Source organism: Bradyrhizobium sp. UFLA05-125 (genome assembly GCF_059803515.1).
Genome location: NZ_JBANBJ010000019.1, coordinates 26,652 through 47,313, shown reverse-complemented (window position 1 = coordinate 47,313; position 20,662 = coordinate 26,652). Strand labels below are relative to the sequence as shown.

Sequence of the window (20,662 nt, the reverse complement as noted above, 5' to 3'; positions counted from 1 at the left end):
AACGCATTTTCCGCCATGCTGAGCAAAGAAGACAAGGAACTCATCGCCGCTGCGACCGCGGCGATCAGCCAACGTTATCGCAACGACTGGCAGGAGGTGGGGGCGGCGATGCGCACGCGCGACGGCCGCATCGTCACCGGCGTGAACATCGATGCCTATATCGGCCGCATCGCCGTCTGCGCCGAGGCGATCGCGATCGGACGTGCCATCACCGAGACTGGTGACCGCGGCATCGAGACCATCGTCGCCGTGCGTCATCCGAAGCCCGGCGAGCCCGGCGACATCGCCGTCGTCTCACCCTGCGGCATCTGCCGCGAGTTGATCCATGACTACGACGCCAAGGCGCGGGTCATCGTTCCCGACAACGGCCGCGAGCCGAAGGTCGCGAGCATCGGCGAGCTGTTGCCGAACAAGTACCGGCGAGGCAACGAGTGAACACCCCCTCCCGCATCGTCACGCCCGAGCGCCGCAGCGACGATGTCGGCGATACCGCGCTGCGCCCGCAATCGCTGACCGAATTCGTCGGCCAGCAGCAGGCGCGCAAGAATCTGTCCATCTTCATCGACGCGGCGCGCAAGCGCGGCGAGGCGCTGGATCACGTACTGTTCGTCGGTCCCCCCGGTCTCGGCAAGACCACGCTGGCGCAGATTGTGGCGCGCGAGCTCGGCGTCGGATTTCGCGCCACATCGGGCCCCGTGATCGCCAAGGCCGGCGATCTCGCCGCGCTTCTCACCAATCTCGAAGAGCGCGACGTGCTCTTCATCGACGAGATCCATCGCCTGAGCCCAGCCGTGGAAGAGGTGCTCTATCCCGCGATGGAGGATTTCCAGCTCGACCTCATCATCGGCGAGGGCCCGGCCGCGCGCTCGGTCAAGATCGAGCTCGCAAAGTTCACCCTCGTTGGCGCGACGACGCGTGCCGGTCTTCTCACCAATCCGCTACGCGATCGCTTCGGCATTCCGATCCGGCTGAACTTTTACACGATCGAAGAACTCGAAGGCATCGTCACCCGTGGCGCGCGCGTGCTCAACGTCGGAATGAGCCCGGACGGCGCCAACGAGATCGCGCGCCGCGCCCGCGGCACGCCGCGCATCGCCGGCCGCCTGCTCAGGCGGGTACGCGACTTTGCCTCTGCCGCCAACGCTGAAACCATCGATCGCGAGATCGCCGACCACGCGCTGAGCGCGCTGGAGGTCGATGCAGCGGGCCTGGACGCGATGGACCGGCGCTACCTCTCGACGATCGCGTTGAACTACGGCGGCGGCCCCGTCGGCGTCGAGACCATGGCCGCCGCGCTGTCCGAGCCGCGCGATGCCATCGAGGACATCATCGAGCCCTATCTGATCCAGTGCGGCTATCTCCAGCGCACCCCGCGCGGCCGCCTCCTCACGACGCATGCCTTCCGCCATCTCGGCCTCAGTGAGCCCTCGCGCGATACGGCACAGTTCGGCTTGTTCGGCACGGACGAGAGCGACGAGTAGTCTCATCCTATTGCGTCACTGGATCCTCTTGGTGAGGAGCGCGGAACGCGCGTTACCGGACGACGCTGCGCATCGCCACCGAACCATGAAGGGCCAGATCTTTCGGCGGCCATCCTTCGAGACACGCCGCTTGTCGCGGGCTCCTCACCTTATTTTCGGTCAGGCTCTCAGGATGAGCAGCAGAATGCTTGCGATCGCGCGAGACTAATTAGCTCGCGCAGACGTTGAACCCACCTGTTTCGTGCTCCCACTAATGCGGACGCGCGGCGATCGGGGTCGCCAGCGCACGCACATTGGCTGGAGTGGGAAAAAATGGGGCTGAGTGACCACGCAACATTACTTGCGAACATCGCGTCCGCACCGCAACTGCGGACGCCCGACGAGACCGAAGCTTTCCTCGATCCGATGCCGTTGGCCGAGCTGGCCTCGATGTGGTGCGCGCTTCAGCGCGTCAGCCGGCGCGACCAGGCCGGCAGCGTCTGGGCGCTGAAACTCTATTTCGATCATCTGCCGCATCGGCGGCCGCAACGCGCGCTCGATCTCATTCTCGACGTGCTGAAGACCGAGACCGACAAGCCGACGGTGATGCAGCTCAACGACAAATTCTTGCTGGCGCTGCTCTATGCCCATGGTGACGAGGTGGTTGTGCGGATCGAGCATGAGGCGAAGCACAATGCACGGCTGCGCTGGCTGCTCGGGGGCGTGCATTTCGGCAAGGAGGAGCCGCTGATGCAGCGCATCGCAGGGATCGCCAACGACGTAGCCTGGCACGCCGATCACCTGGCTCAGCGTACTCCGCGCGAGCCGCTCGATTGCGCCAGCATGTCGCTGTCCGAGTTGGCGCAGGCCTGGATCGAGCAATATTCCAGATCCGACCGCGACCAGGACGACAACTTGTTCGCCATCATGGATTTCGAGCGCGATTTGCGCGAGGACGACCCCGACCGGATGATCGACCTGATCCTGGAAATCCTTAAGATGGAGTCCAATCCCGTGCTGCTGTCGCTGCTGGCAGCCGGTCCGCTCGAGGACGTGATCAGCCTGCGCACCATCGACCGCATCGAGCGCGAGGCTCGCGCCGACAAACGCTTCCATGACTTGCTCGGCGGTGTCTGGTATTACCGGGCGTCCGACGAATTGAAGACGCGTCTGGATGCGCTCGTCGGCGTGAGGGACCGTTAACGTTTCTGCTGACGATCTGCACAAGCGCACCCCAATTCCGCTTCAATCGGAGGACATTGAAATAAGGCATCACACCCGGTTCCGCATGATCTCTCGGCGCGCTTTCTTTCGGTCCATCGGCGGTCTGTCCGCCGCCGGCGTTTCCACTGCGGCTTACGGCATCGGCGTCGAGCCGGAGCGGCTCCGCATCACCCGCTATCACCCGATGCCGAAGCAGTGGCCGGCGGACTTTCCGCTTCGCATCGCCGTGGTCGCCGACATCCATGCCTGCGATCCCTGGATGTCGCTGGAGCGCATCCAGGGCATCGTCGAGCACACCAACGCGCTGAACGCCGATCTCATCGTCATGCTCGGCGATTACGTGGCCGGCCACCACCACGTCACGCGGCTCATTCCGGCCGCCGAATGGGCCGCGGTGCTGGCAGGCCTCAAGGCCCCGCTCGGCGTTCACGCCATCATGGGCAATCACGATTATTGGGAAGACAAGGCGGTGCAGCGGATCCTGCGCGGCCCGACTGTCGCCCATCGCGCGCTGGAAGCTGCCGGTATTCCCGTCTACGAGAACGACGCCGTGCGCCTCACCAAGGACGGCCGCGCGTTCTGGCTTGCCGGGCTCGGCGATCAGCTTGCCTTTATGCCGGCGGCGCGTCAGCGCGCGGTGCCGCGTTTCGGCGCCGACGATCTCGCAGCGACCCTCGCCAAGGTCACCGACGATGCGCCGGTTATCCTGCTCGCGCACGAGCCCAACGTCGCGCTGCGCGTGCCCTCGCGCGTCGCGCTGCAACTCTCCGGCCACACCCATGGTGGCCAGGTGCGCGTGCTCGGCTGGTCGCCGGCGGTGCCGCCGCAGCACGGCATCCGGCTCGCCTACGGTCATCTGAAGCTAAAATGCGACGTCATCATTTCCGGCGGTCTCGGCTGTAGCATCGTGCCGATGCGCGTCGGCGTCCCGCCCGAGATCGTCGAGGTGACGCTGGGGCGAACGGGGCAAACGATATCATAGCCGCAGCGCTTGCGCGGTCGGCCGATTTTGCGCAAAACGGGCCCCTCGACAGCGAAAAGGCTCGCGCCATGACTGCCCATCTCGACGGCGAGATCCGCGACGGTCGCCACCACATGCAGGTCCGCGTCTACTACGAGGACACGGATTTTTCCGGCATCGTCTATCACGCCAACTACCTGCGCTTCATGGAGCGCGGCCGCACCAATCATCTGCGGCTGATGGGCGCCGAGCAGCAGGCGTTGTTCGAGCAGGTCGAGACGGAAGACGCCGGCTTTGCCTTCGTCGTGCGCTCGATGCATCTGGATTTCCTCAAGCCTGCGCGCATGGACGACGTGCTCGACGTCGTAACCTGGCCGATCGCTGTGAAGGGTGCCTCGATCATGCTGGCGCAGGAGGTGCGGCGGGGCGAGGACGTGCTGGTGAAAGCGGAAGTGCGAGTCGCCTTCATCAGTGGCGGTCGCGCCCAGCCGATCCCGAAATCGATCCGCACGCTGATGAAGGCCGATGTGATTACGAAATGAGCCGATAGGGAAGGGTCTATCGACTTCCCTGCACGCAAGGCTAGATTCGCGGCTCAACCAACCGATGAGGCCAGCCATGTCGCGTCCGCCGCTTCCGCCGTTCACCAGAGAGACCGCTGCGCAAAAGGCCCGCATGGCCGAGGACGCCTGGAACTCGCGCGACCCGCAGCGTGTCGCGCTCGCCTACACAGAGGACAGCCGTTGGCGTAATCGCTCGGAGGTGTTTTGGGGCCGCGAAGCGATCGTCGCGTTCCTAACGCGCAAATGGGCGAAGGAGCTCGACTACCGCCTGATCAAGGACCTCTGGGCCTTCGATGGCAACCGTATCGCGGTGCGCTTCCAGTACGAATGGCACGATACGAGCGGCCAGTGGTATCGCTCCTACGGCAATGAGCAGTGGGAGTTCGACGAGCAGGGTCTGATGAAGCGCCGGGAGGCGTCGATCAACGACATCGCGATCGCCGAGAGTGACCGCCGCTTCCACTGGCCCGCGCCGGGGCCGCGGCCGGCGGATGTCGCGGGGCTGGGGAGCGATCCGTTCTAGCAGTTCGCGAGAGCGTATGAGCTTGGCGCTGCAATCGCGGATTACGCAACAGGCGCACAAGGGGAGAAGGGAAGAGTCGCGTGTGGCGCGACCTCGCGGACTAAGGCGCCGATCGCCTCGTCAGAAACCTCGTGATGGCGCCACCGAGCTTCGCGCTGTCCAGCGGCTCGGCCAGCGACGCTTTCGCGGTGGCGACGACGTTGTCCGGCGCGTGGCCTTCGCGGAGCTCGCAGCAGACTTGCGCGAAGCCCGCGTCGAACTCCGGATGCGGCTGCACGGAGAGCGTCGTGCCGTTGGCGTAGAGCAGGCCGGCATGCGGCGCGAATTCCGAATACAGGATCGCCCGCGCGTCCTGCGGCGGCTCGATGACCTGATCCTGGTGCGAGCAGGCGATGGCGAGCTGCTCGCCGTCGATGACGCCGTTGTTCGGCGCCACCTGATAGACGTGCCGGCCGATGCCCCAGCCTTTGTCTGACTTGCGCACGGTGCCGCCGAGCGCCTGCGCGATCAGTTGATGGCCGAAACAGACCCCGACCATCGGCGTCTTGTTGGCATGGCCGGCGCGCACGAATTCTTCGAGCGGCGCGATCCAGTCGAGCCCGTCATAGACGCCGGCCGCCGCGCCGGTGATCAGGATCGCCTCCAATTGGCGCGGGTCGGGGAGCGTCTCGCCATCGGGGATGCTCACGACGTCGAATGCAGCCGAGGGATCTTCAGCGCGGATCATGCGCTCGAACATGTCCGGAAAGGAGCCGTGGCGCTCGCGATGTTTGCGGGGGACGGCTCCGGTCTCGATGATGGTGATGCGTGCCATGTGTCCTCGGCCAAGAATGTGTCTTCGGTTGAGAGATCGGGTGCCTGCACAAGCTCAGTCGCGCTGTGCCTCCCGTGGCGTGCCGTTTGCCAGAAACCTGCTCTCCTTGCGAACCTCGTCGAGGAAGGCCTTGGCCAGCCGCGACAGCGGTTCTGCTTCCGACCACAGCATATAGGCGACCGCGCGCGTCGTCGGCGCGAACGGCCGCACGACGAGGCCGTTGCCGCCGTTCTGTCGCGGCGAAAATGGATCGACCACGGCTGCGCCGACGCCGGCGGCCGCGAGCACGCAGGCCGTGTTGCAGTAGCGCACCTCGACGGTCGGCTGGAACGGCGCGCCGGCGCGCGCAAAACTGTCGCGCACGGCTTCACCTAACCGTGTGCCGCGCTCGAGCCCGATGAAGGGGAGCCCAACGAGATCGGGCGCGGAGACGATCGGCTCCCCGGCCAGCGGATGTTGTGGCGGCAGCACGCAGACCATCTCGCCGGTATGCACCACCTCATGCGCGATGCCGGGATGATGGGTGAGGCCGAGCGCGAAGCCGAGCTCGGCGACATGGCTCAGCACGCCTTCGATGATACCCTCGTAGCGACGAACGTCGAAAAACACCCGCGTCTCCGGACGGCGGCGCAGAAAGCCGGACAGGGCAGAGGGGATGATGCTGTAGGCGAGCGGCGGCGTCGCCACGAGCGACAGATGACCCGAGCGGTTCTCCCGCAAATCGCGCACGCGGCTTTCGAGCTTGGCATGCAGTGCGAAGATCGCCTCGCTCTCCTTGTAGAGCGCCATCGCTTCCGCGGTCGGGAACAGGCGGTTGTTGACGCGCTCGAACAGCGCAAAGCCGGCCTGCGCCTCCATCGTCTTCAGCGCGTTGCTGACCGCGGGCTGCGAGAGCGCCAACTCGTCCGCCGCCGCGACCGTGGTGCGGTGGCGAATGACGGCACGCAGGATCTCGAGCTGGCGCAGGTTCATATAAACCCCGATTATACTCTCGGCCAAAATATCATAGCACAATGAATTGCTTTTCAACTCCCGTTTCCGCGTAATGGCCGCGGATTTGCACGCTGGATCAAAGAGTTCGGTCGCCCAATGAGGCAGCAGCGCGCACAGATTGGAGGCAGTCTTGGTTCGTGTCCTTCGCGCCGCCGCCGCCCAGATGGGGCCGACGCAAAAAGCCGATACGCGCGCGCATACGCTTGACCGGATGCTGAAGCTCCTTGAGGAGGCAGCCGCGCGCGGCGCCAGCCTCGTGGTATTTCCGGAGCTTGCCTTCACCACCTTCTTTCCGCGCTGGCTGCTCGAAGGCGCAGCGCTCGACCACTATTTCGAGCGCGGCATGCCGAACCCGGCCGTCGCACCGCTGTTCGAACGCGCGCGTGCGCTCCGCGTCGGCTTTTATGTCGGCTATGCCGAGCTGACGGCGGACGGCCGCCGCTACAATTGCTGCGTCCTGGTCGATCGCGACGGCGAGATTCTCGGCCGCTATCGCAAGGTGCATCTGCCAGGCTCGGTCGAGCCGCGACCGGGCGCGCGCTACCAGCAGCTCGAAAAGCGCTACTTCGAATATGGCGATCTCGGCTTTCCCGCCTTCCGCGCCGGCTCGGCCTTGGCCCACGCGATCATGGGCATGATGATCTGCAACGACCGGCGTTGGCCGGAATCCTGGCGCGTGCTGGGCCTGCAAGGCGTCGAGCTCGTCTGTATCGGCTACAATTCGGCGGCCTATGATCCCAATGGCGGCACGACGGAAGACGCGAGCCTTCGCACCTTCCATTCGACGCTGGTGACCCAGGCCAACGCCTACATGAACGCGACCTGGGCGATCTCGGTGGCGAAGGCGGGCGACGAGGACGGCTCCGGATTGATTGGCGGCTCCTGCATCGTCGATCCCAACGGCCGCATCGTCGCGCAGGCCGAGACGCTCGCCGACGAGGTGATCGTTGCCGACATCGATCTCGACCTCTGCCGCCAAGGCAAGGACAAGATGTTCAACTTCGCCGCCCACCGGCGGCCGGAGCAATACAGGGTGATCACTGAACGCGCCGGCGTCATCGAGCCGGCCGTTCTCGACGCGGACTAGCGTTGGCAAAGGAGCTGACATGACACGCCTCTCGCATTTCCTCGCCTTCGCAGCCTTGGCTGCCGTGACGTCCGCGCAGGCGGCAGAGCTTCCGGCGGAGATCAAGCAGGCGGGCACGTTGAAGCTCACGGTCAATTCGACCTACGCGCCGATGGAATATCGCGATCCCGCGACGGGCGAGCTGGTCGGGCTCGACATCGACCTTGCAAACGAGCTCGCCAAGCGACTCGGCGGCCTCAAGATCGTCTGGAGCGAGACGCCGTTTGCCGAGCTGATCCCCTCGCTCCAGACCAAGCGGGCCGATTTCATCATCAGCGGCATCTCGGACCGCGCCTCGCGGCGTGAGACCGCGGATTTCGTCGACTATCTGACGACTGGACCGCAGTTCTTCGTCATGGCCGAGAGCGAGGCGAAAGCTGCGGCCGATCTCTGCGGCAAGAAGGTCGGCACCACGCGCAGCACCAGCTTTCCTGTCGAGATCGAGAAGTGGAGCAAGCAGAATTGCGAGGCGGCCGGCAAGCCGGCGATCCAGTACGTCCCTGGCGAGAACTCGATCGACGTCCGCAACCAGCTCAAGCAGGGCCGCATCGATGCGGCCGTGCAGGGCAGCGAGACGCTGCCCTATGCGCAATCGCAGGAGGCCGGCAAATACCGCGTTGTCGGCGAGGCCTTCGCGAAGGGGTTTCAGGGCATCATGTTCCGCAAGGATGATGCGGCGCTCCGCGAGGTGGTGACGGAAAAGCTCGCCGCCATGATCGCCGATGGATCCTACAAGGCCATTCTCGACAAATGGGGATTGGGCGCGAATGCCGTCGAGAAGCCCTTGATGAACGCGGCGCCGCAATGAAGGCCGCGTCCGCACTCGCGGAGGGATTTCCCGACCTGTCCGGGCTGCACGTCGCGCGCGAGCCGCACTGGTTTCGCTGGCTCAGCGCGGCGCTGATCGTTCTGGTGCTGGCTGCCATTGGTCGTGCCTTCGCGGGCGGCCAGATCGAATGGTCCTATGTCAGCCGCTTCCTGACGGCCAAAGTGATCCTCGAGGGTATCGTCAACACCATGGTGATGGCCGTGCTCGCGATGGCGCTTGGCATCCTTCTTGGCGTGGTTGTCGCGATCATGCGGCTGTCGCCGAACCCGGTGCTGAAATCCGTCGCCGCGGGTTACACTTGGCTGTTTCGCGGCACGCCGCTGATCCTTCAGCTCTTGTTGTGGTTCAATCTCGCGCTGGTGTTCCCGACCATCGGCATTCCCGGCCTGTGGAGCGCGCGCGCGGTCGACGTCATGACGCCGTTCCTCGCGGCACTGCTCGGGCTCGGCATCAACCAGGGCGCCTACACCTCCGAGGTGATGCGCGCCGGCATGCTGTCGGTCGACATCGGGCAATATGAGGCGGCTCAGGCGATCGGCATGGGCCGCTTGCGCGCGCTGCGCCGGATCATTCTGCCGCAGGCGATGCGGGTGGTGATTCCGCCGATCGGCAACGAGTTCATCGGCCTCGTCAAGGCGACCTCGCTGGCCAGCGTCATCCAGTATCCGGAGGTGCTGCACAACGCCGAGAACATCTATTACGCCAACTCGCGCGTGATCGAGCTCCTGATCGTCGCAGGGCTCTGGTATCTCCTGGTGGTGTCGATCCTGACGCCGCTCCAGATGCTGCTCGAGCGACGCTTTGCCCGTGGCACATTGCGGTTCGCCCGATGACAAAGCCTCTCGTCGCGATCCGCTCCGTCAGCAAGCATTTTGGAGAGTTCCAGGCTCTCAGAAGCATTTCACTCGACGTGTGGCCCGGCGAGGTGATGTGCCTGATCGGTGCGTCCGGCTCGGGCAAGACGACGCTGCTCCGCTGCGTCAATCAGCTCACGACGATCGACAGCGGCGGCATCTGGCTCGATGGCGAGCTGCTCGGCGTCCGTGAGGAGGGCGGGCGGCTCTATCGCCTGACCGAGCGGCAGATCGCGCGGCAGCGGTTGAAGACCGGCATGGTGTTCCAGCGCTTCAACCTGTTTCCGCACAAGACGGCGCTGGAGAACATCACCGAAGGCCCGGTGCAGGTGCAGGGCCGAAAATCAGACGAGGTGCGCGGCGAAGCCATCGAGCTCCTCAAGCGTGTTGGCCTTGCCACCAAAGCTGATTCTTATCCCGCGCAGCTCTCCGGCGGCCAGCAGCAGCGCGTCGCGATCGCGCGGGCGCTCGCGATGAAGCCGATGCTGATGCTGTTCGACGAGCCGACCAGCGCGCTCGATCCCGAGCTCGTCGGCGAGGTGCTCGCCGTGATGAAGGAGCTCGCGCAAAGCGGCATGACCATGATGGTGGTGACGCATGAGCTCGGCTTCGCGCGCGAGGTCGCCGACCGCGTCGTCTACATGGACCAGGGCGCGATCGTCGAATCCGGGACTGCATCGGACGTGCTCGGCGCGCCGCGCGAGGCGCGCACCAAGGCTTTTCTCTCGGCGGTGATCTGAATGGGGGCGTTTTGATGATGAGAGTGTTGGTTGCGGCGGCGCTGGTGTGTGCCACGACGGCAGCAGTGATGGCGATCGAGCTGCCGCCCGAGATCGCCAAACGCGGCAGCATCAAGGTCGCGCTGGTGCCGAACTATCCGCCGATGGAGTTCCGCGATCCTGCCACCAACGCGCTGTCCGGCTTCGACATCGATCTCGGCGAGGCGCTCGGCCGCAAGCTCGGCGTCAAGATCGAGTGGCAGGAGACCAGTTTCGCCGAGTTCATGCCGTCGATCTCGACCGGCCGGGCGGACGCTATCCTGTCCGGCTTCACCGATTATGCGAACCGGCACGAGATCGCTTCGTTCGTCGATTATTTGCGCAGCGGTCCGAAATTCTTCGTGCAGCAATCCCGCGCAGCCGAGTTCAAGGACATGGCCGCGCTCTGCGGCAAGAAGGTCGGCGCCAGCCGCCGTACCTCGTTCCCGGCCGAGATCACGGCGTGGAGCGAGAAGCATTGCGGCAGCAATCCGATCCAGGTCGTCGGCACCGACGGCTCGGCGGATGCGCGCACGCAGCTCAGGCAGGGACGCGTCGACGCCGCCGTGCAGGGCAACGAGACGCTGCCCTACATCATGGACCTCGAGCCCGGCGTCTACGCGGCAGTTGGCGAGACCATCGCCCAGCAATTCACCGGCATCGCGCTGCCGGTCAAGGAAAAGGCATTGCAGCAGGCAATGGTCGAGGCACTCGATGCGCTGATCGCCGACGGCACCTATCGTACGCTCCTGGCGAAATGGAAATTGAACGACAACGGAATAGAGAGGGCGACCATCAATGCTGGACAGTAAGGCACTTCAAAGCATCCCGCTCGTCCCGGCGAACACCGCGGACCCTGCGCCGCACTATCCTTGGCCAAAATCCTATACGTCTGCGATGTTCCTCTCATTCGACGTCGATGCGGAGAGCGCATGGACCAGCAAGGACGCCGTGCATGCGCAGCGCCTGATCACCATGAGCTATGGCGGTTACGAGGCCCGCGTCGGCACGCCAAAATTGCTGGAGCTGCTCGATCAGCTCGATCTCAAGGCGACGTTCTTCGTCACGGGATGGTCGGTCGATGCGCATCCGGCCATGGCCGAATCGATCCTCAAGGCTGGCCACGAGATCGGCCATCACGGCTATCATCATCTCCTGCCAGATCCCGGCGATCCCTGGATCGAGGACGAGCTCGAGCGTGGTTTCGAGGCGCTGAAGCGCCGGCTCGGCGTCAAGCCGATCGGCTATCGCGCACCCTATGGCGAGTTCACCGAGGAGTTGCGCGTCGCGCTGGTGCGTCACGGCATCGTTTATACTTCCTCGTTCCGTGACGACGTCAGGCCCTATCGCCATCGCCTCGCCGACGGCAAGCCGGGCACGATCGAATTGCCGGTGACCGCGAGCTATGACGACTGGATGCATGGCCTTTCCGCCCGCTTCAGCCCGCGCTCGATCTTCCCCAAGGAGCACGTGCTCTCGATCTGGAAGGACGAGCTCGACGAGGTCCGCGACTGGGGCGCGATGGTGACGACCGTGCTGCATCCGCAATGCAGCGGACGTCCCATGCGACTTCGTCTGTTGCGCGAATTCTTGACCTACGCAAAATCCTGTCCAGACCTCTGGATCACGACGGGCGAGGCCATCGCCGCGAACTTCCAGCGCCATGAGGCCGCCAAGCGTTGAGCCAGGTATGACCCGCCGTCGCATCCTCACGATCAACCCGAACTCCTCCGCCGCGGTCACGGCGGCGATCGACGAGGCCGTTGCGCCGCTCAGGATTCCCGGCGGGCCGGAGATCGTGGTGGTGGGTTTGCCCGAGGGCCCGACCAGCATCACCTCGCAGCGCGACGCCGACAGCGTCGTCATGCCGCTGGTCAACCGCGTTGCACGCGAGGATGCCGACGCCTTCGTGCTCGCCTGCTTCAGCGATCCCGGCCTGCATGCGGTGCGCGAGGCGGCCGGCGGCCGCCCGGTGATGGGCATTGCCGAATGGGGTATCTTGCGCGCGCTGACGCTCGGCGAGCGCTTCGGCATCATCGCGCTGTCGCCTTCGAGCATTCGTCGCCAGCAGCGCATGGTGCGGCAGATGGGCTTAGCGGCCCGCTATGCCGGAAGCTGGTCGGTCGGCGCGAGCGCGGCGGAAACGGCGAGCGCCGATATCCGTGGGCGCTTGATCGAGGCGGGCCGCGCGCTGGTCACGCAGGCCCGAGCCGACGTCGTCGTGATGGGTTGCGCCGGCATGGCCTCGCATCGCGCCGCGATCGAGGACGCGATCGGCGTTCCCGTGGTCGAGCCGGCGCAGCAGGCGGTCGCCGCGGCGATCGGGGCGGTGTTGTTGAAAGCATGAAGGTGAACGATGCATTTTGACCTCCTGATCCGGAACGGCACCTGCGTCACGCCCTGGGGCGAGGAAGCCGCCAACGTCGGCATCTCCGGCGGACGCATCGCGACGCTGTCCGCGGCCACAGCCGACACGGCCGATCAGGTCATCGACGCTAGCGGCCTTCACGTCCTGCCCGGCCTGATCGACAGCCACGTCCATCTGCGCGATCCTGGCGATGCGACGGTGGAAACGCTGGGCACCGGCACGCGCGCTGCCGTGCTCGGCGGCATCGCTACCCTGTTCGACATGCCCAACACAAATCCGCCGATCGTTGACCAGGAGCGGCTCGACTGGAAGCGCGGCTACGCGGAAGCGCAGAGCTTTTGCGACATCGGCCTCTACATCGCCGGCGCCAAGACGAATATCGATCAGCTTGCGCATCTCGAAAGCGAGCATGGCGTGTGCGCGATCAAGGTGTTCGCCGGCTCGTCCACCGCCTCGTTGCTGGTCGAGGACGATGAGCATCTGGAAAAGTTGATGCGCGCGGGGCGTCGCCGCATCGCCTATCACAGCGAGGACGAATATCGCCTCCAGGCGCGGAAGCCGATGTTTTCGCGCGGCATGCCGCATCGCTCGCACATGGAGTGGCGCGACGAGGAATGCGCCTTCCTCGGCACCCGCCGCCTGATGGCGCTGGCGCGCAAGACCAGGCGCCCTGCGCATATCCTCCACGTTTCCACGGCGGAGGAGCTGAGCTATTTGCGCGACTATCGCGACGTCGCGACCGTCGAGGTGCTGGTCAACCATCTGACGCAGGTGGCGCCGGAATGCTACGACACGCTGAAGGGCTTCGGCGTGATGAACCCGCCGATCCGCGGCGAGCGGCATCGCGAGGCGAGCTGGGCCGCGGTGCGCGACGGCATCGTCGACACCATCGGCAGCGATCACGCGCCACATTCGCGCAGCGCCAAGGAGCAGCCGTGGCCGGATTGCCCGGCGGGCCTCACCGGCGTGCAGACGCTCGTTCCCGTGATGCTCGATCACGTCAATGCCGGCCGGCTGTCGCTGCCACGGATGGTCGATCTGATGGCCGCTGGTCCCGCACGGGTCTACGGCCTCGTCGGCAAGGGAAGGCTCGCCGCCGGTTACGATGCCGACTTCACGCTGGTGGACATGAAGGCGAAGCGCACCATCGAGGACTCCTGGATCGTCTCGCCCTGCGGCTGGACGCCGTTTGCGGGCAAGAAGATCACGGGCTGGCCAGTGGCCACCATCGTGCGCGGCCACACCGTCATGCGCGACGACGAGGTGCAGGGCGCCCCAATCGGCTGCCTCGCGCGCTTTGCGTCCTAGGAGTCTCGTTTAAATGCCGATCACTCGCCGCTCCCTGCTCAAGGCCGCAGCCGCCGCGCCAGCGCTGTCGCTGCCTGGAATTTTGCGCGCCGAGGAGCAGACCACGCTGCGCTTCATTCCGGTGATCGATCTCGCGTTCGTCGACCCGATCTATTCGACGGCGCAGGTCTCGCGCAACCACGGCTACATGGTCTACGATACGCTCTATGGCATGAGCGCATCGCTCCAGGTCTCGCCGCAGATGCTGTCGGGTCATGTCATCTCCAATGACGGGCTGCAGTGGGACCTCACCCTGCGCGACGGCCTGTTCTGGCACGATGGTGAGCGCGTGCTGGCGCGCGATTGCGTCGCGAGCATTCGTCGCTGGGCGGCGCGCGACGGCTTTGGCGGCGAGCTGATGGAGGCAACTGATGAGCTTCTGGCCGCCGACGACCGTACCATCCGCTTCCGCCTCAAGCGTCCGTTCCCGCTGCTGCCGCAGGCACTCGGCAAGGCCGCGATCAATGCCTGCTTCATGATGCCGGAGCGGCTGGCGAGCCAGGACCCGTTCAAGCCGCTCACGGAGGTGATCGGCAGCGGGCCGTTCCGCTACCTCGCCGACGAGCGCGTGCAGGGCGCGCGTAACGCCTATGCCCGCTTCGACCGTTATCAGCCGCGCAGCGACGGCAAGCCGGATTGGACCGCAGGCCCAAAGATCGTGCATTACGACCGCGTGGTCTGGACCACCACGCCGGACGCCGGCACCGGCGTCGCTGCGCTCCAGACCGGCGAGCAGGATTGGCAGGAAACCACACCGCACGATCTGTTGCCGGTGATCAAGGCTGCCGGGGACATCGAAACGCGCGTGCTCGATCCGCGTGGCTACGCCTGCATGCTGCGGCTCAATCATCTCCAGCCGCCGTTCGATAATCCCGCGGTTCGCCGTGCATTGCTCGGCGCGATCGACCAGTCGTCGTTCATGACGGCGGTCGCGGGCACTGATCTCACATATCAGGTGTCGCCGATCGGCTTTTTTGCCCCTGGCACGCCGATGGCGAGCGAGGTCGGGCTCGACGTCTTCCGTGGTCCGCGCGACTACGCCAAGGTCAAAGCCGATCTGAAGGCTGCCGGCTACAATGGCGAGAAGATCGTGCTGCTCGTGCCCACCAATTCGCTGGCGCAGCGCCCGCTCGGCGAGATCGCCGCCGATACGCTGCGCAAGGCCGGCATGAACGTCGAATACGCCGCGCTCGATTTCGCCGTCGTGCTGCAACGCCAGTTGAAGAAGGAGCCGATCGGGCAGGGCGGCTGGAGCGCCGCGGTCGGCAACTGGCAGGGCATCGACTGGCTCAATCCCGCGGGGAATACCAACTTGCGCGGCGAAGGCAAGGTCGCCGGCTGGTACAAAAGCGAGAAGATGGGCGCTCTTCGCAGCGAGTGGCTTGCTGCCTATGAGCTCGGCGAGCAGCAGCGCATCTGCCACGATATCCAGGCGCTGGCCTTCGATGAGATTCCCTATCTTCCGATCGGCCTGTACAAGCAGCCGACCGCCTATCGCAAGTCCATCACCGGCATTCTCGACGGCACCGCCGTCTTCTGGAACGTACGCCCCGCATGAGCACAATCGCGATCTTCGGCAGCTATGTCTTGGCCCGCAAGGACGACGCGCAGGATGTCTTGCGCGACCATTGGGTGCTGGTCGAGGGCAAGAGGATCGCCGCGGTCACGCGCGACAAGCCGCGCGCAGATCAAGTCTATGACCGTCCCGGCCGTTTCATCCTGCCGGGCCTGCTGAACCTGCACAATCATTGCTTCAGCGAGGCGGTGGCGCGCAGCCACACCGAGGACGGCAACGGCCGGCGCAATAACCAGAGTATCGTCTACACGGTGCTGTTGCCCCTGACCAAGCGCGGCGCCGATCTGCTGTCGCCTGTAGAGCGTCTCGCCGTGGCGCGGCTCGGTATCCTCCAGCTCCTGAAGGGCGGCGCCACCACGGTGATGGAGCCGTTCCGCAATTCGATCCCGGAGATGTTCGACGCCGCCGAGGAGATGGGCATCCGTTTCTACGGCGCGCCCTATCTGTTCTCGACATCAGATGCCAAGGCGGGTCCCGACGGCCTGGTCCGCTATGCGGGCGACGACGGTACGGCTGATATGGCGACCTGGGACGCGCTCTATCAGCGCTGGAATGGCCGCGGCGAGAGCCGCATCGGCCTTGCGATGAGCCCGCATGCGACGGACACCTGCGGGCCCGATCTGCTGAAAGCCTGTGCTGCAAGGGCGCGCGAGCTTGATGTGCCCATCACGACCCATCTGGCGCAGAGCCAGGCCGAGGTCGAAACCATCGGCAAGCGCTATGGTGGCCGCACGCCAGCGGAATATCTGGATTGGCTCGGCCTCCTTGCGCCGGACCTGCTCGCCGCGCACTGTATAGCCAGCACCGATGACGATCTGAAGCTGATGGCCGCGCGCGGCGCGACCGTGCTGAACTGCCCGCGCGTGTTTGCGCGCGCCGGCGTGACCGCGGCATTCAGTCGCTTCGCCGGCCATGGCGTCCGCACCGTGGTCGGCACCGACGGCTACAACATGGACCTGCTCGGCGAGCTCAACGCCGCCTCGCTCATTTCCAAGACGTCGTCGCAGCGCGCCGATGTCGCGAATTCCCCCGAGCTGATAGAGTCGATCACGGCAACCGCTGCCGACATCATCAAGCGGCCCGATCTCGGCCGGATTGCGCCGGGCGCGACCGCCGATCTCACGGTCGTCGATCTCACCCACCCGCATTTGCAGCCACTCTTCGATGTCAGGCGCGCATTGGTCGCGCTCGCAAACCGCGCCAACATCGATCAGGTTGTCGTCGATGGCCGCGTGCTGATCGATGCTGGCCGCTACGTTCATGGCGATGAAGCCGTGATCACCTCGCAAGGCGCGGCCGCGATCGGGAAGATCTGGGATCTGCCAGAGGCGCAGGCCGCCTTCAACGGCTGAGCCGCGCGCATCCTTGGCTATCGCATAGGTGCCCGGCAAAATCGTGCAGCGAGTTGCCATCGGTGGAGTCGATGGCATACAAATTGCTCAACGCTTGAGCCTGTCGATCAGCACGGAGACATCTGGAATGCGTGAGGGAGCCGAAGTGCGGCTTGCCGTCGATATCGGAGGAACGTTCACCGATATCGTGCTGGATGTGGGACAGGATCGCAAGACGCGCAAGGTGCTGACGACGCCGACGCGGCCCGAGGAGGCGGTGCTTGATGGCATTCGTCTCATTCTCACGGATGCGCATGCGCATATCAGCGACATCGATGTCTTCATTCACGGCACGACGCTGGCGACCAATGCCATCATCGAGCGCCGCGGCGCAAAGACCGCGCTCATCGCGACCGAAGGCTTTCGTGACGTGCTCGATATCGGTACCGAGAGCCGGTACGATCAATACGACCTCACCATCGACAAGCCGAAGCCGCTGGCGCCGCGTTCCCTGCGCTTCACCGTTCCCGAACGCGTCGATGCCCATGGCGCGGTGCGGTTGCCGCTGGATGAGGCCGCGGTGCGTGCGCTGGTGCCGAAATTGCGTGCGCTGAATGTCGAAAGCGTCGCCATCGCCTTCCTGCATTCCTACGCCAATCCCGAGCATGAGCGGCGCACCGCCGCGATCCTCGAGCAGGAGATGCCCGGCATCTCCGTAACGATGTCGTCCGCGGTGTGCCCCGAGATCCGAGAGTATGAGCGCACCTCGACCGCCGTCGCCAATGCCTATGTGCAGCCTTTGATCGACGGCTATCTGGCGCGCATGGCGCAGGCGCTGGCGGTCGAGCAGTTCCGCGGCGCGATTTATCTCGTGACCTCCGGCGGCGGCGTCACCTCGATCGAGACGGCGCGGCGCTTCCCGGTGCGCCTGGTGGAGTCCGGTCCTGCCGGCGGCGCGATCTTCGCGGCGCAGATCGCGGCACGGCTCGGCGAAAGCAAGGTGCTCTCCTTCGACATGGGCGGCACCACGGCAAAGATCTGCCTGATCGAGAAGTATCAGCCGGAGACCTCGCGCGTGTTCGAGGTCGATCGGGCCGCGCGCTTCCTGAAGGGCTCAGGGTTGCCGGTGCGCATTCCCGTGATCGAGATGGTTGAGATCGGCGCCGGTGGTGGTTCGATTGCGCGGATCGACGCGATGAAGCGCGTCACGGTCGGCCCGGAGAGCGCTTCGTCTGAGCCGGGCCCGGCCTGCTATGGCCGCGGCGGCAGACGGCCTGCGGTGACCGATGCGGACGTTGCGCTCGGCCTGATCGATCCCGACGCCTTTGCCGGCGGCACGATCAAGCTCGATCCCAAGCTGTCGAAACAGGCGCTGCTGCACGATGTCGGTGAGCCGCTGGGCCTGTCGGCGGAGAATGCCGCCTATGCCGTGCACGAGGTCGTCTGCGAGAACATGGCGAGCGCGGCGCGCGTGCATGCAGTCGAACGTGGCGCGGTGGTCGGCCAGCATACGTTGATCGCGTTCGGTGGTGCCGCGCCGCTGCATGCGGCGCGCGTTGCCGAGAAGATTGGCGTCTCCCGGGTGATCGTGCCGTCCAACGCCGGCGTCGGCTCGGCCGTCGGGTTTCTGGCCGCGCCCATTGCCTATGAACTGGTACGCAGCCGCCATGTCAGGCTCGACGATTTCGATACCGCGGCGGTCTCGGATCTCTTGCAGGAGATGGCGATCGAGGCGCGGGCGCTGGTCGAGCCGGGTGCTGCCGGCGCGCCGGTGCGCGAGCGCCGCGCCGCCTTCATGCGCTATGTCGGCCAGGGCCACGAGATCACGATCGAACTGCCGAACCGGCCCTTGGCTGCTGCCGATCTCACCGGCTTGCGAAAATCCTTCGAGATCGATTATGCCGCGATGTTCGAGCGCCCGATTCCGGGCGCGGCGATCGAAGTGCTGAGCTGGTCCGTGCTTGCGACCACCGAGCCGCGCAATCCGCCGGTCGTCCATGCCGTGGCGCGCAAGCCGGCCGGCAAGGCATCCGGTAGCCGCAAATTCTACGACGGAAGGGCGGGACGCCTGGTCGAGATTCCCTTGTACCGCCGCGAGGACATGGAGCTGGGAGCGACCATCGCCGGCCCTGCCGTGATCGCGGAGGATGAGACCTCGACATTCGTCTCGACGAGCTTTGACGCCCACATCGACGGTGCCGGCAGCATCGTCATGGAACGAAAGGCGGCGTGACCATGAATGGCGCAAGCACCAGCCTGATCGACCTTCAGATCATGTGGCACCGGCTGATCGCGGTGGTCGAGGAGCAGGCGCAAGTGCTGCTCCGCACCGCCTTCAGCCCGATCGTGCGCGAATGCGGCGATCTCTCCGCCGGCGTGTTCGACCTCAGGGGCCGCATGCTGGCGCAGGCCGTGACGGGCACGCCGGGTCACGTCAACTCGATGGCGGAGTCGGTCAAGCACTTCATCGCGCATTTCCCGCTGGAGACGATGAAGGAGGGCGACGCCTACATCACCAACGATCCCTGGATGGGCACCGGCCATCTCAACGACTTCGTCGTCACCACGCCCTGCTTCAAGAACGGCAAGCTGGTCGCGCTGTTCTCCTGCACCAGCCATCTGATGGACATTGGCGGCATCGGCTTCGGGCCTGATGCCACGGACGTGTTCATGGAGGGGCTCTACATCCCCATGCTGAAGCTGATCGACCAGGGCATCGTCAACGAGACGCTGATGGCGATGATCCGCACCAACACGCGGCTGCCGATCGACACCGAGGGCGATACCTATTCGCTCGCCGGCTGCAACGACGTTGGCTGCGAGCGCCTGGTCGAGATGATGACCGAGTTCGGCATCGACACGCTCGATGAGCTCGGCGACTACATCTGCGACCGCTCGCGCGAGGCCGTGCTCGCGGAGATCGCTAAGCTGCCGAAAGGAAGCTGGCGCAACACCATGATCGTCGACGGCTATGATGCACCGGTGACGCTATCGGCGATGCTGACGATCTCGGAGAAGGGCATTCACGTGGATTTCACCGGCACCTCGCCGGCCTCAAAGTTCGGCATCAACGTGCCGCTCTCCTACACCACAGCCTACACCGTGTTCGGTCTTGGCTGCGTCGTCGCCTCGGAAATTCCCAACAATGCCGGCTCGCTCTCGCCGCTAACGGTGTCGGCGCCATCAGGGGCGATCCTCAATGCGCCGAAACCCGCGCCGGTGGCTTCGCGTCACGTCATCGGTCAGATGTTGCCCGACGTCGTGTTCGGCTGCCTGCGCCAGATCATCCCCGAGCGCGTGCCGGCCGAAGGCACCTCATGCCTGTGGAATCTCAACGTGCGCGGACAGACGCGTTCCGGCGCCGGCGGCAACTACGGGTTCTCGATGGCGGTGACCAGCAATGGCGGCACCGGCGCGCGCTTTGCCAAGGACGGGCTGTCGGCGACCGCCTATCCGAGCGGCGTGCGCGGCACGCCGGTCGAGATCGCGGAGACGCAGACGCCGCTGATCTTCTGGCGCAAGGAGCTGCGCCCGGATTCCGGCGGCGCCGGCCGCACCCGCGGTGGTCTCGGCCAGATCATCGAGGTCGGCAGCGGTGTCGACGCGCCGTTCGACATTCTGGCCGCGTTCGATCGCATCGATCATCCGCCGCGCGGCCGCGATGGCGGCCGTGACGGCGAGGCCGGCTATGTCGGATTGAAGTCCGGCAAGAAGATGCGCGGCAAGGGCTTTCAGACCGTGCCGCCTGAAGATCGGCTCGTCGTGATGACGCCAGGCGGGGCCGGCATCGGCGATCCCACCGATCGCGCGCGGGACGGCGTGCGCGACGACGTCGAGAGCGGCCTGGTCTCGCCGGACAACGCGGCCGCGCTCTACGGCCTCCGCTAATGTCGCTTGATCGCGATCGTCGGCTGGACTAAGAGAGAGGCCTTCAA

At 65.4% G+C, this 20,662-nt stretch carries 20 protein-coding genes; 18 read left to right on the top strand and 2 right to left on the bottom strand.

Annotation, left to right across the window (positions count from 1 at the left end):
- Positions 1–15: 15 nt before the first annotated feature.
- The 6 genes from SO156_RS18810 to SO156_RS18785 all read left to right on the top strand — a co-directional run bounded on the left by SO156_RS18810 (position 16) and on the right by SO156_RS18785 (position 4,731).
- Positions 16–435, top strand: coding sequence for a cytidine deaminase (locus tag SO156_RS18810; protein WP_458149396.1), 420 nt, complete (start codon positions 16–18; stop codon positions 433–435).
- On the top strand, positions 432–1,481 hold the full coding sequence (gene ruvB, locus SO156_RS18805) for a Holliday junction branch migration DNA helicase RuvB (RefSeq protein ID WP_458149397.1): 1,050 nt from the start codon (positions 432–434) through the stop codon (positions 1,479–1,481). Before SO156_RS18810 ends, ruvB begins: the two co-directional genes overlap by 4 nt.
- Before the next feature lie 312 nt (positions 1,482–1,793).
- The gene (locus tag SO156_RS18800; protein WP_458149398.1) at positions 1,794–2,663 is read left to right on the top strand and encodes a DUF6869 domain-containing protein; all 870 of its coding nucleotides are present in this window, start codon (positions 1,794–1,796) and stop codon (positions 2,661–2,663) included.
- A gap of 85 nt (positions 2,664–2,748) precedes the next feature.
- Positions 2,749–3,666 (top strand): metallophosphoesterase, encoded by a 918-nt coding sequence (locus tag SO156_RS18795; RefSeq protein ID WP_458149399.1) that lies wholly within the window; start codon positions 2,749–2,751, stop codon positions 3,664–3,666.
- A gap of 68 nt (positions 3,667–3,734) precedes the next feature.
- The gene (gene ybgC / locus SO156_RS18790; protein ID WP_458149400.1) at positions 3,735–4,187 is read left to right on the top strand and encodes a tol-pal system-associated acyl-CoA thioesterase; all 453 of its coding nucleotides are present in this window, start codon (positions 3,735–3,737) and stop codon (positions 4,185–4,187) included.
- 76 nt (positions 4,188–4,263) lie between these two features.
- On the top strand, positions 4,264–4,731 hold the full coding sequence (locus tag SO156_RS18785) for a nuclear transport factor 2 family protein (protein ID WP_498535847.1): 468 nt from the start codon (positions 4,264–4,266) through the stop codon (positions 4,729–4,731).
- A 100-nt stretch (positions 4,732–4,831) separates the two neighbouring features.
- On the opposite strand, the gene SO156_RS18780 is transcribed toward SO156_RS18785, so the two are convergent.
- Both SO156_RS18780 and SO156_RS18775 read right to left on the bottom strand, forming a co-directional pair.
- A complete protein-coding gene (locus SO156_RS18780; RefSeq protein WP_498535846.1) occupies positions 4,832–5,545 on the bottom strand; it encodes a type 1 glutamine amidotransferase in 714 nt (237 codons plus the stop codon).
- A gap of 54 nt (positions 5,546–5,599) precedes the next feature.
- Positions 5,600–6,517 carry a LysR family transcriptional regulator gene (locus SO156_RS18775; protein ID WP_498535845.1) on the bottom strand — a complete coding sequence of 306 codons (918 nt, stop codon included), beginning with the start codon at positions 6,515–6,517 and terminating at the stop codon, positions 5,600–5,602.
- A gap of 151 nt (positions 6,518–6,668) precedes the next feature.
- Here SO156_RS18775 and SO156_RS18770 point away from each other — a divergent pair, with 151 nt between their 5' ends.
- The 12 genes from SO156_RS18770 to SO156_RS18715 all read left to right on the top strand — a co-directional run bounded on the left by SO156_RS18770 (position 6,669) and on the right by SO156_RS18715 (position 20,615).
- A complete protein-coding gene (locus SO156_RS18770; RefSeq protein ID WP_498535844.1) occupies positions 6,669–7,625 on the top strand; it encodes an N-carbamoyl-D-amino-acid hydrolase in 957 nt (318 codons plus the stop codon).
- 19 nt (positions 7,626–7,644) lie between these two features.
- Entirely contained in the window at positions 7,645–8,472 is an 828-nt protein-coding gene (locus tag SO156_RS18765) for an ABC transporter substrate-binding protein (RefSeq protein WP_498535843.1), read from the top strand.
- Complete coding sequence (locus tag SO156_RS18760; protein WP_498535842.1) at positions 8,469–9,326, top strand: amino acid ABC transporter permease; 858 nt, start codon at positions 8,469–8,471, stop codon at positions 9,324–9,326. Before SO156_RS18765 ends, SO156_RS18760 begins: the two co-directional genes overlap by 4 nt.
- Positions 9,323–10,087, top strand: a complete 765-nt coding sequence (locus tag SO156_RS18755) for an amino acid ABC transporter ATP-binding protein (protein WP_498535841.1) — start codon at positions 9,323–9,325, stop codon at positions 10,085–10,087. Before SO156_RS18760 ends, SO156_RS18755 begins: the two co-directional genes overlap by 4 nt.
- 14 nt (positions 10,088–10,101) lie before the next feature.
- Positions 10,102–10,917 (top strand): ABC transporter substrate-binding protein, encoded by an 816-nt coding sequence (locus SO156_RS18750; RefSeq protein ID WP_498535840.1) that lies wholly within the window; start codon positions 10,102–10,104, stop codon positions 10,915–10,917.
- Positions 10,904–11,788 (top strand): polysaccharide deacetylase family protein, encoded by an 885-nt coding sequence (locus SO156_RS18745; protein ID WP_458149409.1) that lies wholly within the window; start codon positions 10,904–10,906, stop codon positions 11,786–11,788. The genes SO156_RS18750 and SO156_RS18745 overlap by 14 nt, the downstream gene beginning before the upstream one ends.
- Before the next feature lie 7 nt (positions 11,789–11,795).
- Positions 11,796–12,452 (top strand): aspartate/glutamate racemase family protein, encoded by a 657-nt coding sequence (locus tag SO156_RS18740; protein WP_498535839.1) that lies wholly within the window; start codon positions 11,796–11,798, stop codon positions 12,450–12,452.
- A gap of 9 nt (positions 12,453–12,461) precedes the next feature.
- Positions 12,462–13,781, top strand: a complete 1,320-nt coding sequence (locus SO156_RS18735) for a dihydroorotase (RefSeq protein ID WP_498535838.1) — start codon at positions 12,462–12,464, stop codon at positions 13,779–13,781.
- A gap of 13 nt (positions 13,782–13,794) precedes the next feature.
- Positions 13,795–15,378 (top strand): ABC transporter substrate-binding protein, encoded by a 1,584-nt coding sequence (locus tag SO156_RS18730; RefSeq protein ID WP_498535837.1) that lies wholly within the window; start codon positions 13,795–13,797, stop codon positions 15,376–15,378.
- Complete coding sequence (locus SO156_RS18725) at positions 15,375–16,748, top strand: amidohydrolase family protein (protein ID WP_458149412.1); 1,374 nt, start codon at positions 15,375–15,377, stop codon at positions 16,746–16,748. Before SO156_RS18730 ends, SO156_RS18725 begins: the two co-directional genes overlap by 4 nt.
- Positions 16,749–16,875: 127 nt before the next feature.
- Positions 16,876–18,960, top strand: coding sequence for a hydantoinase/oxoprolinase family protein (locus tag SO156_RS18720; protein WP_498535836.1), 2,085 nt, complete (start codon positions 16,876–16,878; stop codon positions 18,958–18,960).
- Positions 18,961–18,962: 2 nt separating this feature from the next.
- On the top strand, positions 18,963–20,615 hold the full coding sequence (locus SO156_RS18715; RefSeq protein WP_498535835.1) for a hydantoinase B/oxoprolinase family protein: 1,653 nt from the start codon (positions 18,963–18,965) through the stop codon (positions 20,613–20,615).
- The last annotated feature ends 47 nt before the right edge of the window (positions 20,616–20,662 follow it).

Excerpts from the sequence above, each read along its gene's own strand:
- SO156_RS18810 (WP_458149396.1), top strand. The coding sequence starts at position 16 with ATGCTGAGCAAAGAAGACAAGGAACTCATCGCCGCTGCGACCGCGGCG.
- SO156_RS18800 (WP_458149398.1), top strand. The coding sequence starts at position 1,794 with ATGGGGCTGAGTGACCACGCAACATTACTTGCGAACATCGCGTCCGCA.
- SO156_RS18795 (WP_458149399.1), top strand. The coding sequence starts at position 2,749 with ATGATCTCTCGGCGCGCTTTCTTTCGGTCCATCGGCGGTCTGTCCGCC.
- ybgC (WP_458149400.1), top strand. The coding sequence starts at position 3,735 with ATGACTGCCCATCTCGACGGCGAGATCCGCGACGGTCGCCACCACATG.
- SO156_RS18785 (WP_498535847.1), top strand. The coding sequence starts at position 4,264 with ATGTCGCGTCCGCCGCTTCCGCCGTTCACCAGAGAGACCGCTGCGCAA.
- SO156_RS18780 (WP_498535846.1), bottom strand. The coding sequence starts at position 5,545 with ATGGCACGCATCACCATCATCGAGACCGGAGCCGTCCCCCGCAAACAT.
- SO156_RS18775 (WP_498535845.1), bottom strand. The coding sequence starts at position 6,517 with ATGAACCTGCGCCAGCTCGAGATCCTGCGTGCCGTCATTCGCCACCGC.
- SO156_RS18765 (WP_498535843.1), top strand. The coding sequence starts at position 7,645 with ATGACACGCCTCTCGCATTTCCTCGCCTTCGCAGCCTTGGCTGCCGTG.
- SO156_RS18760 (WP_498535842.1), top strand. The coding sequence starts at position 8,469 with ATGAAGGCCGCGTCCGCACTCGCGGAGGGATTTCCCGACCTGTCCGGG.
- SO156_RS18755 (WP_498535841.1), top strand. The coding sequence starts at position 9,323 with ATGACAAAGCCTCTCGTCGCGATCCGCTCCGTCAGCAAGCATTTTGGA.
- SO156_RS18750 (WP_498535840.1), top strand. The coding sequence starts at position 10,102 with ATGATGAGAGTGTTGGTTGCGGCGGCGCTGGTGTGTGCCACGACGGCA.
- SO156_RS18745 (WP_458149409.1), top strand. The coding sequence starts at position 10,904 with ATGCTGGACAGTAAGGCACTTCAAAGCATCCCGCTCGTCCCGGCGAAC.
- SO156_RS18740 (WP_498535839.1), top strand. The coding sequence starts at position 11,796 with ATGACCCGCCGTCGCATCCTCACGATCAACCCGAACTCCTCCGCCGCG.
- SO156_RS18735 (WP_498535838.1), top strand. The coding sequence starts at position 12,462 with ATGCATTTTGACCTCCTGATCCGGAACGGCACCTGCGTCACGCCCTGG.
- SO156_RS18730 (WP_498535837.1), top strand. The coding sequence starts at position 13,795 with ATGCCGATCACTCGCCGCTCCCTGCTCAAGGCCGCAGCCGCCGCGCCA.
- SO156_RS18725 (WP_458149412.1), top strand. The coding sequence starts at position 15,375 with ATGAGCACAATCGCGATCTTCGGCAGCTATGTCTTGGCCCGCAAGGAC.
- SO156_RS18720 (WP_498535836.1), top strand. The coding sequence starts at position 16,876 with ATGCGTGAGGGAGCCGAAGTGCGGCTTGCCGTCGATATCGGAGGAACG.
- SO156_RS18715 (WP_498535835.1), top strand. The coding sequence starts at position 18,963 with ATGAATGGCGCAAGCACCAGCCTGATCGACCTTCAGATCATGTGGCAC.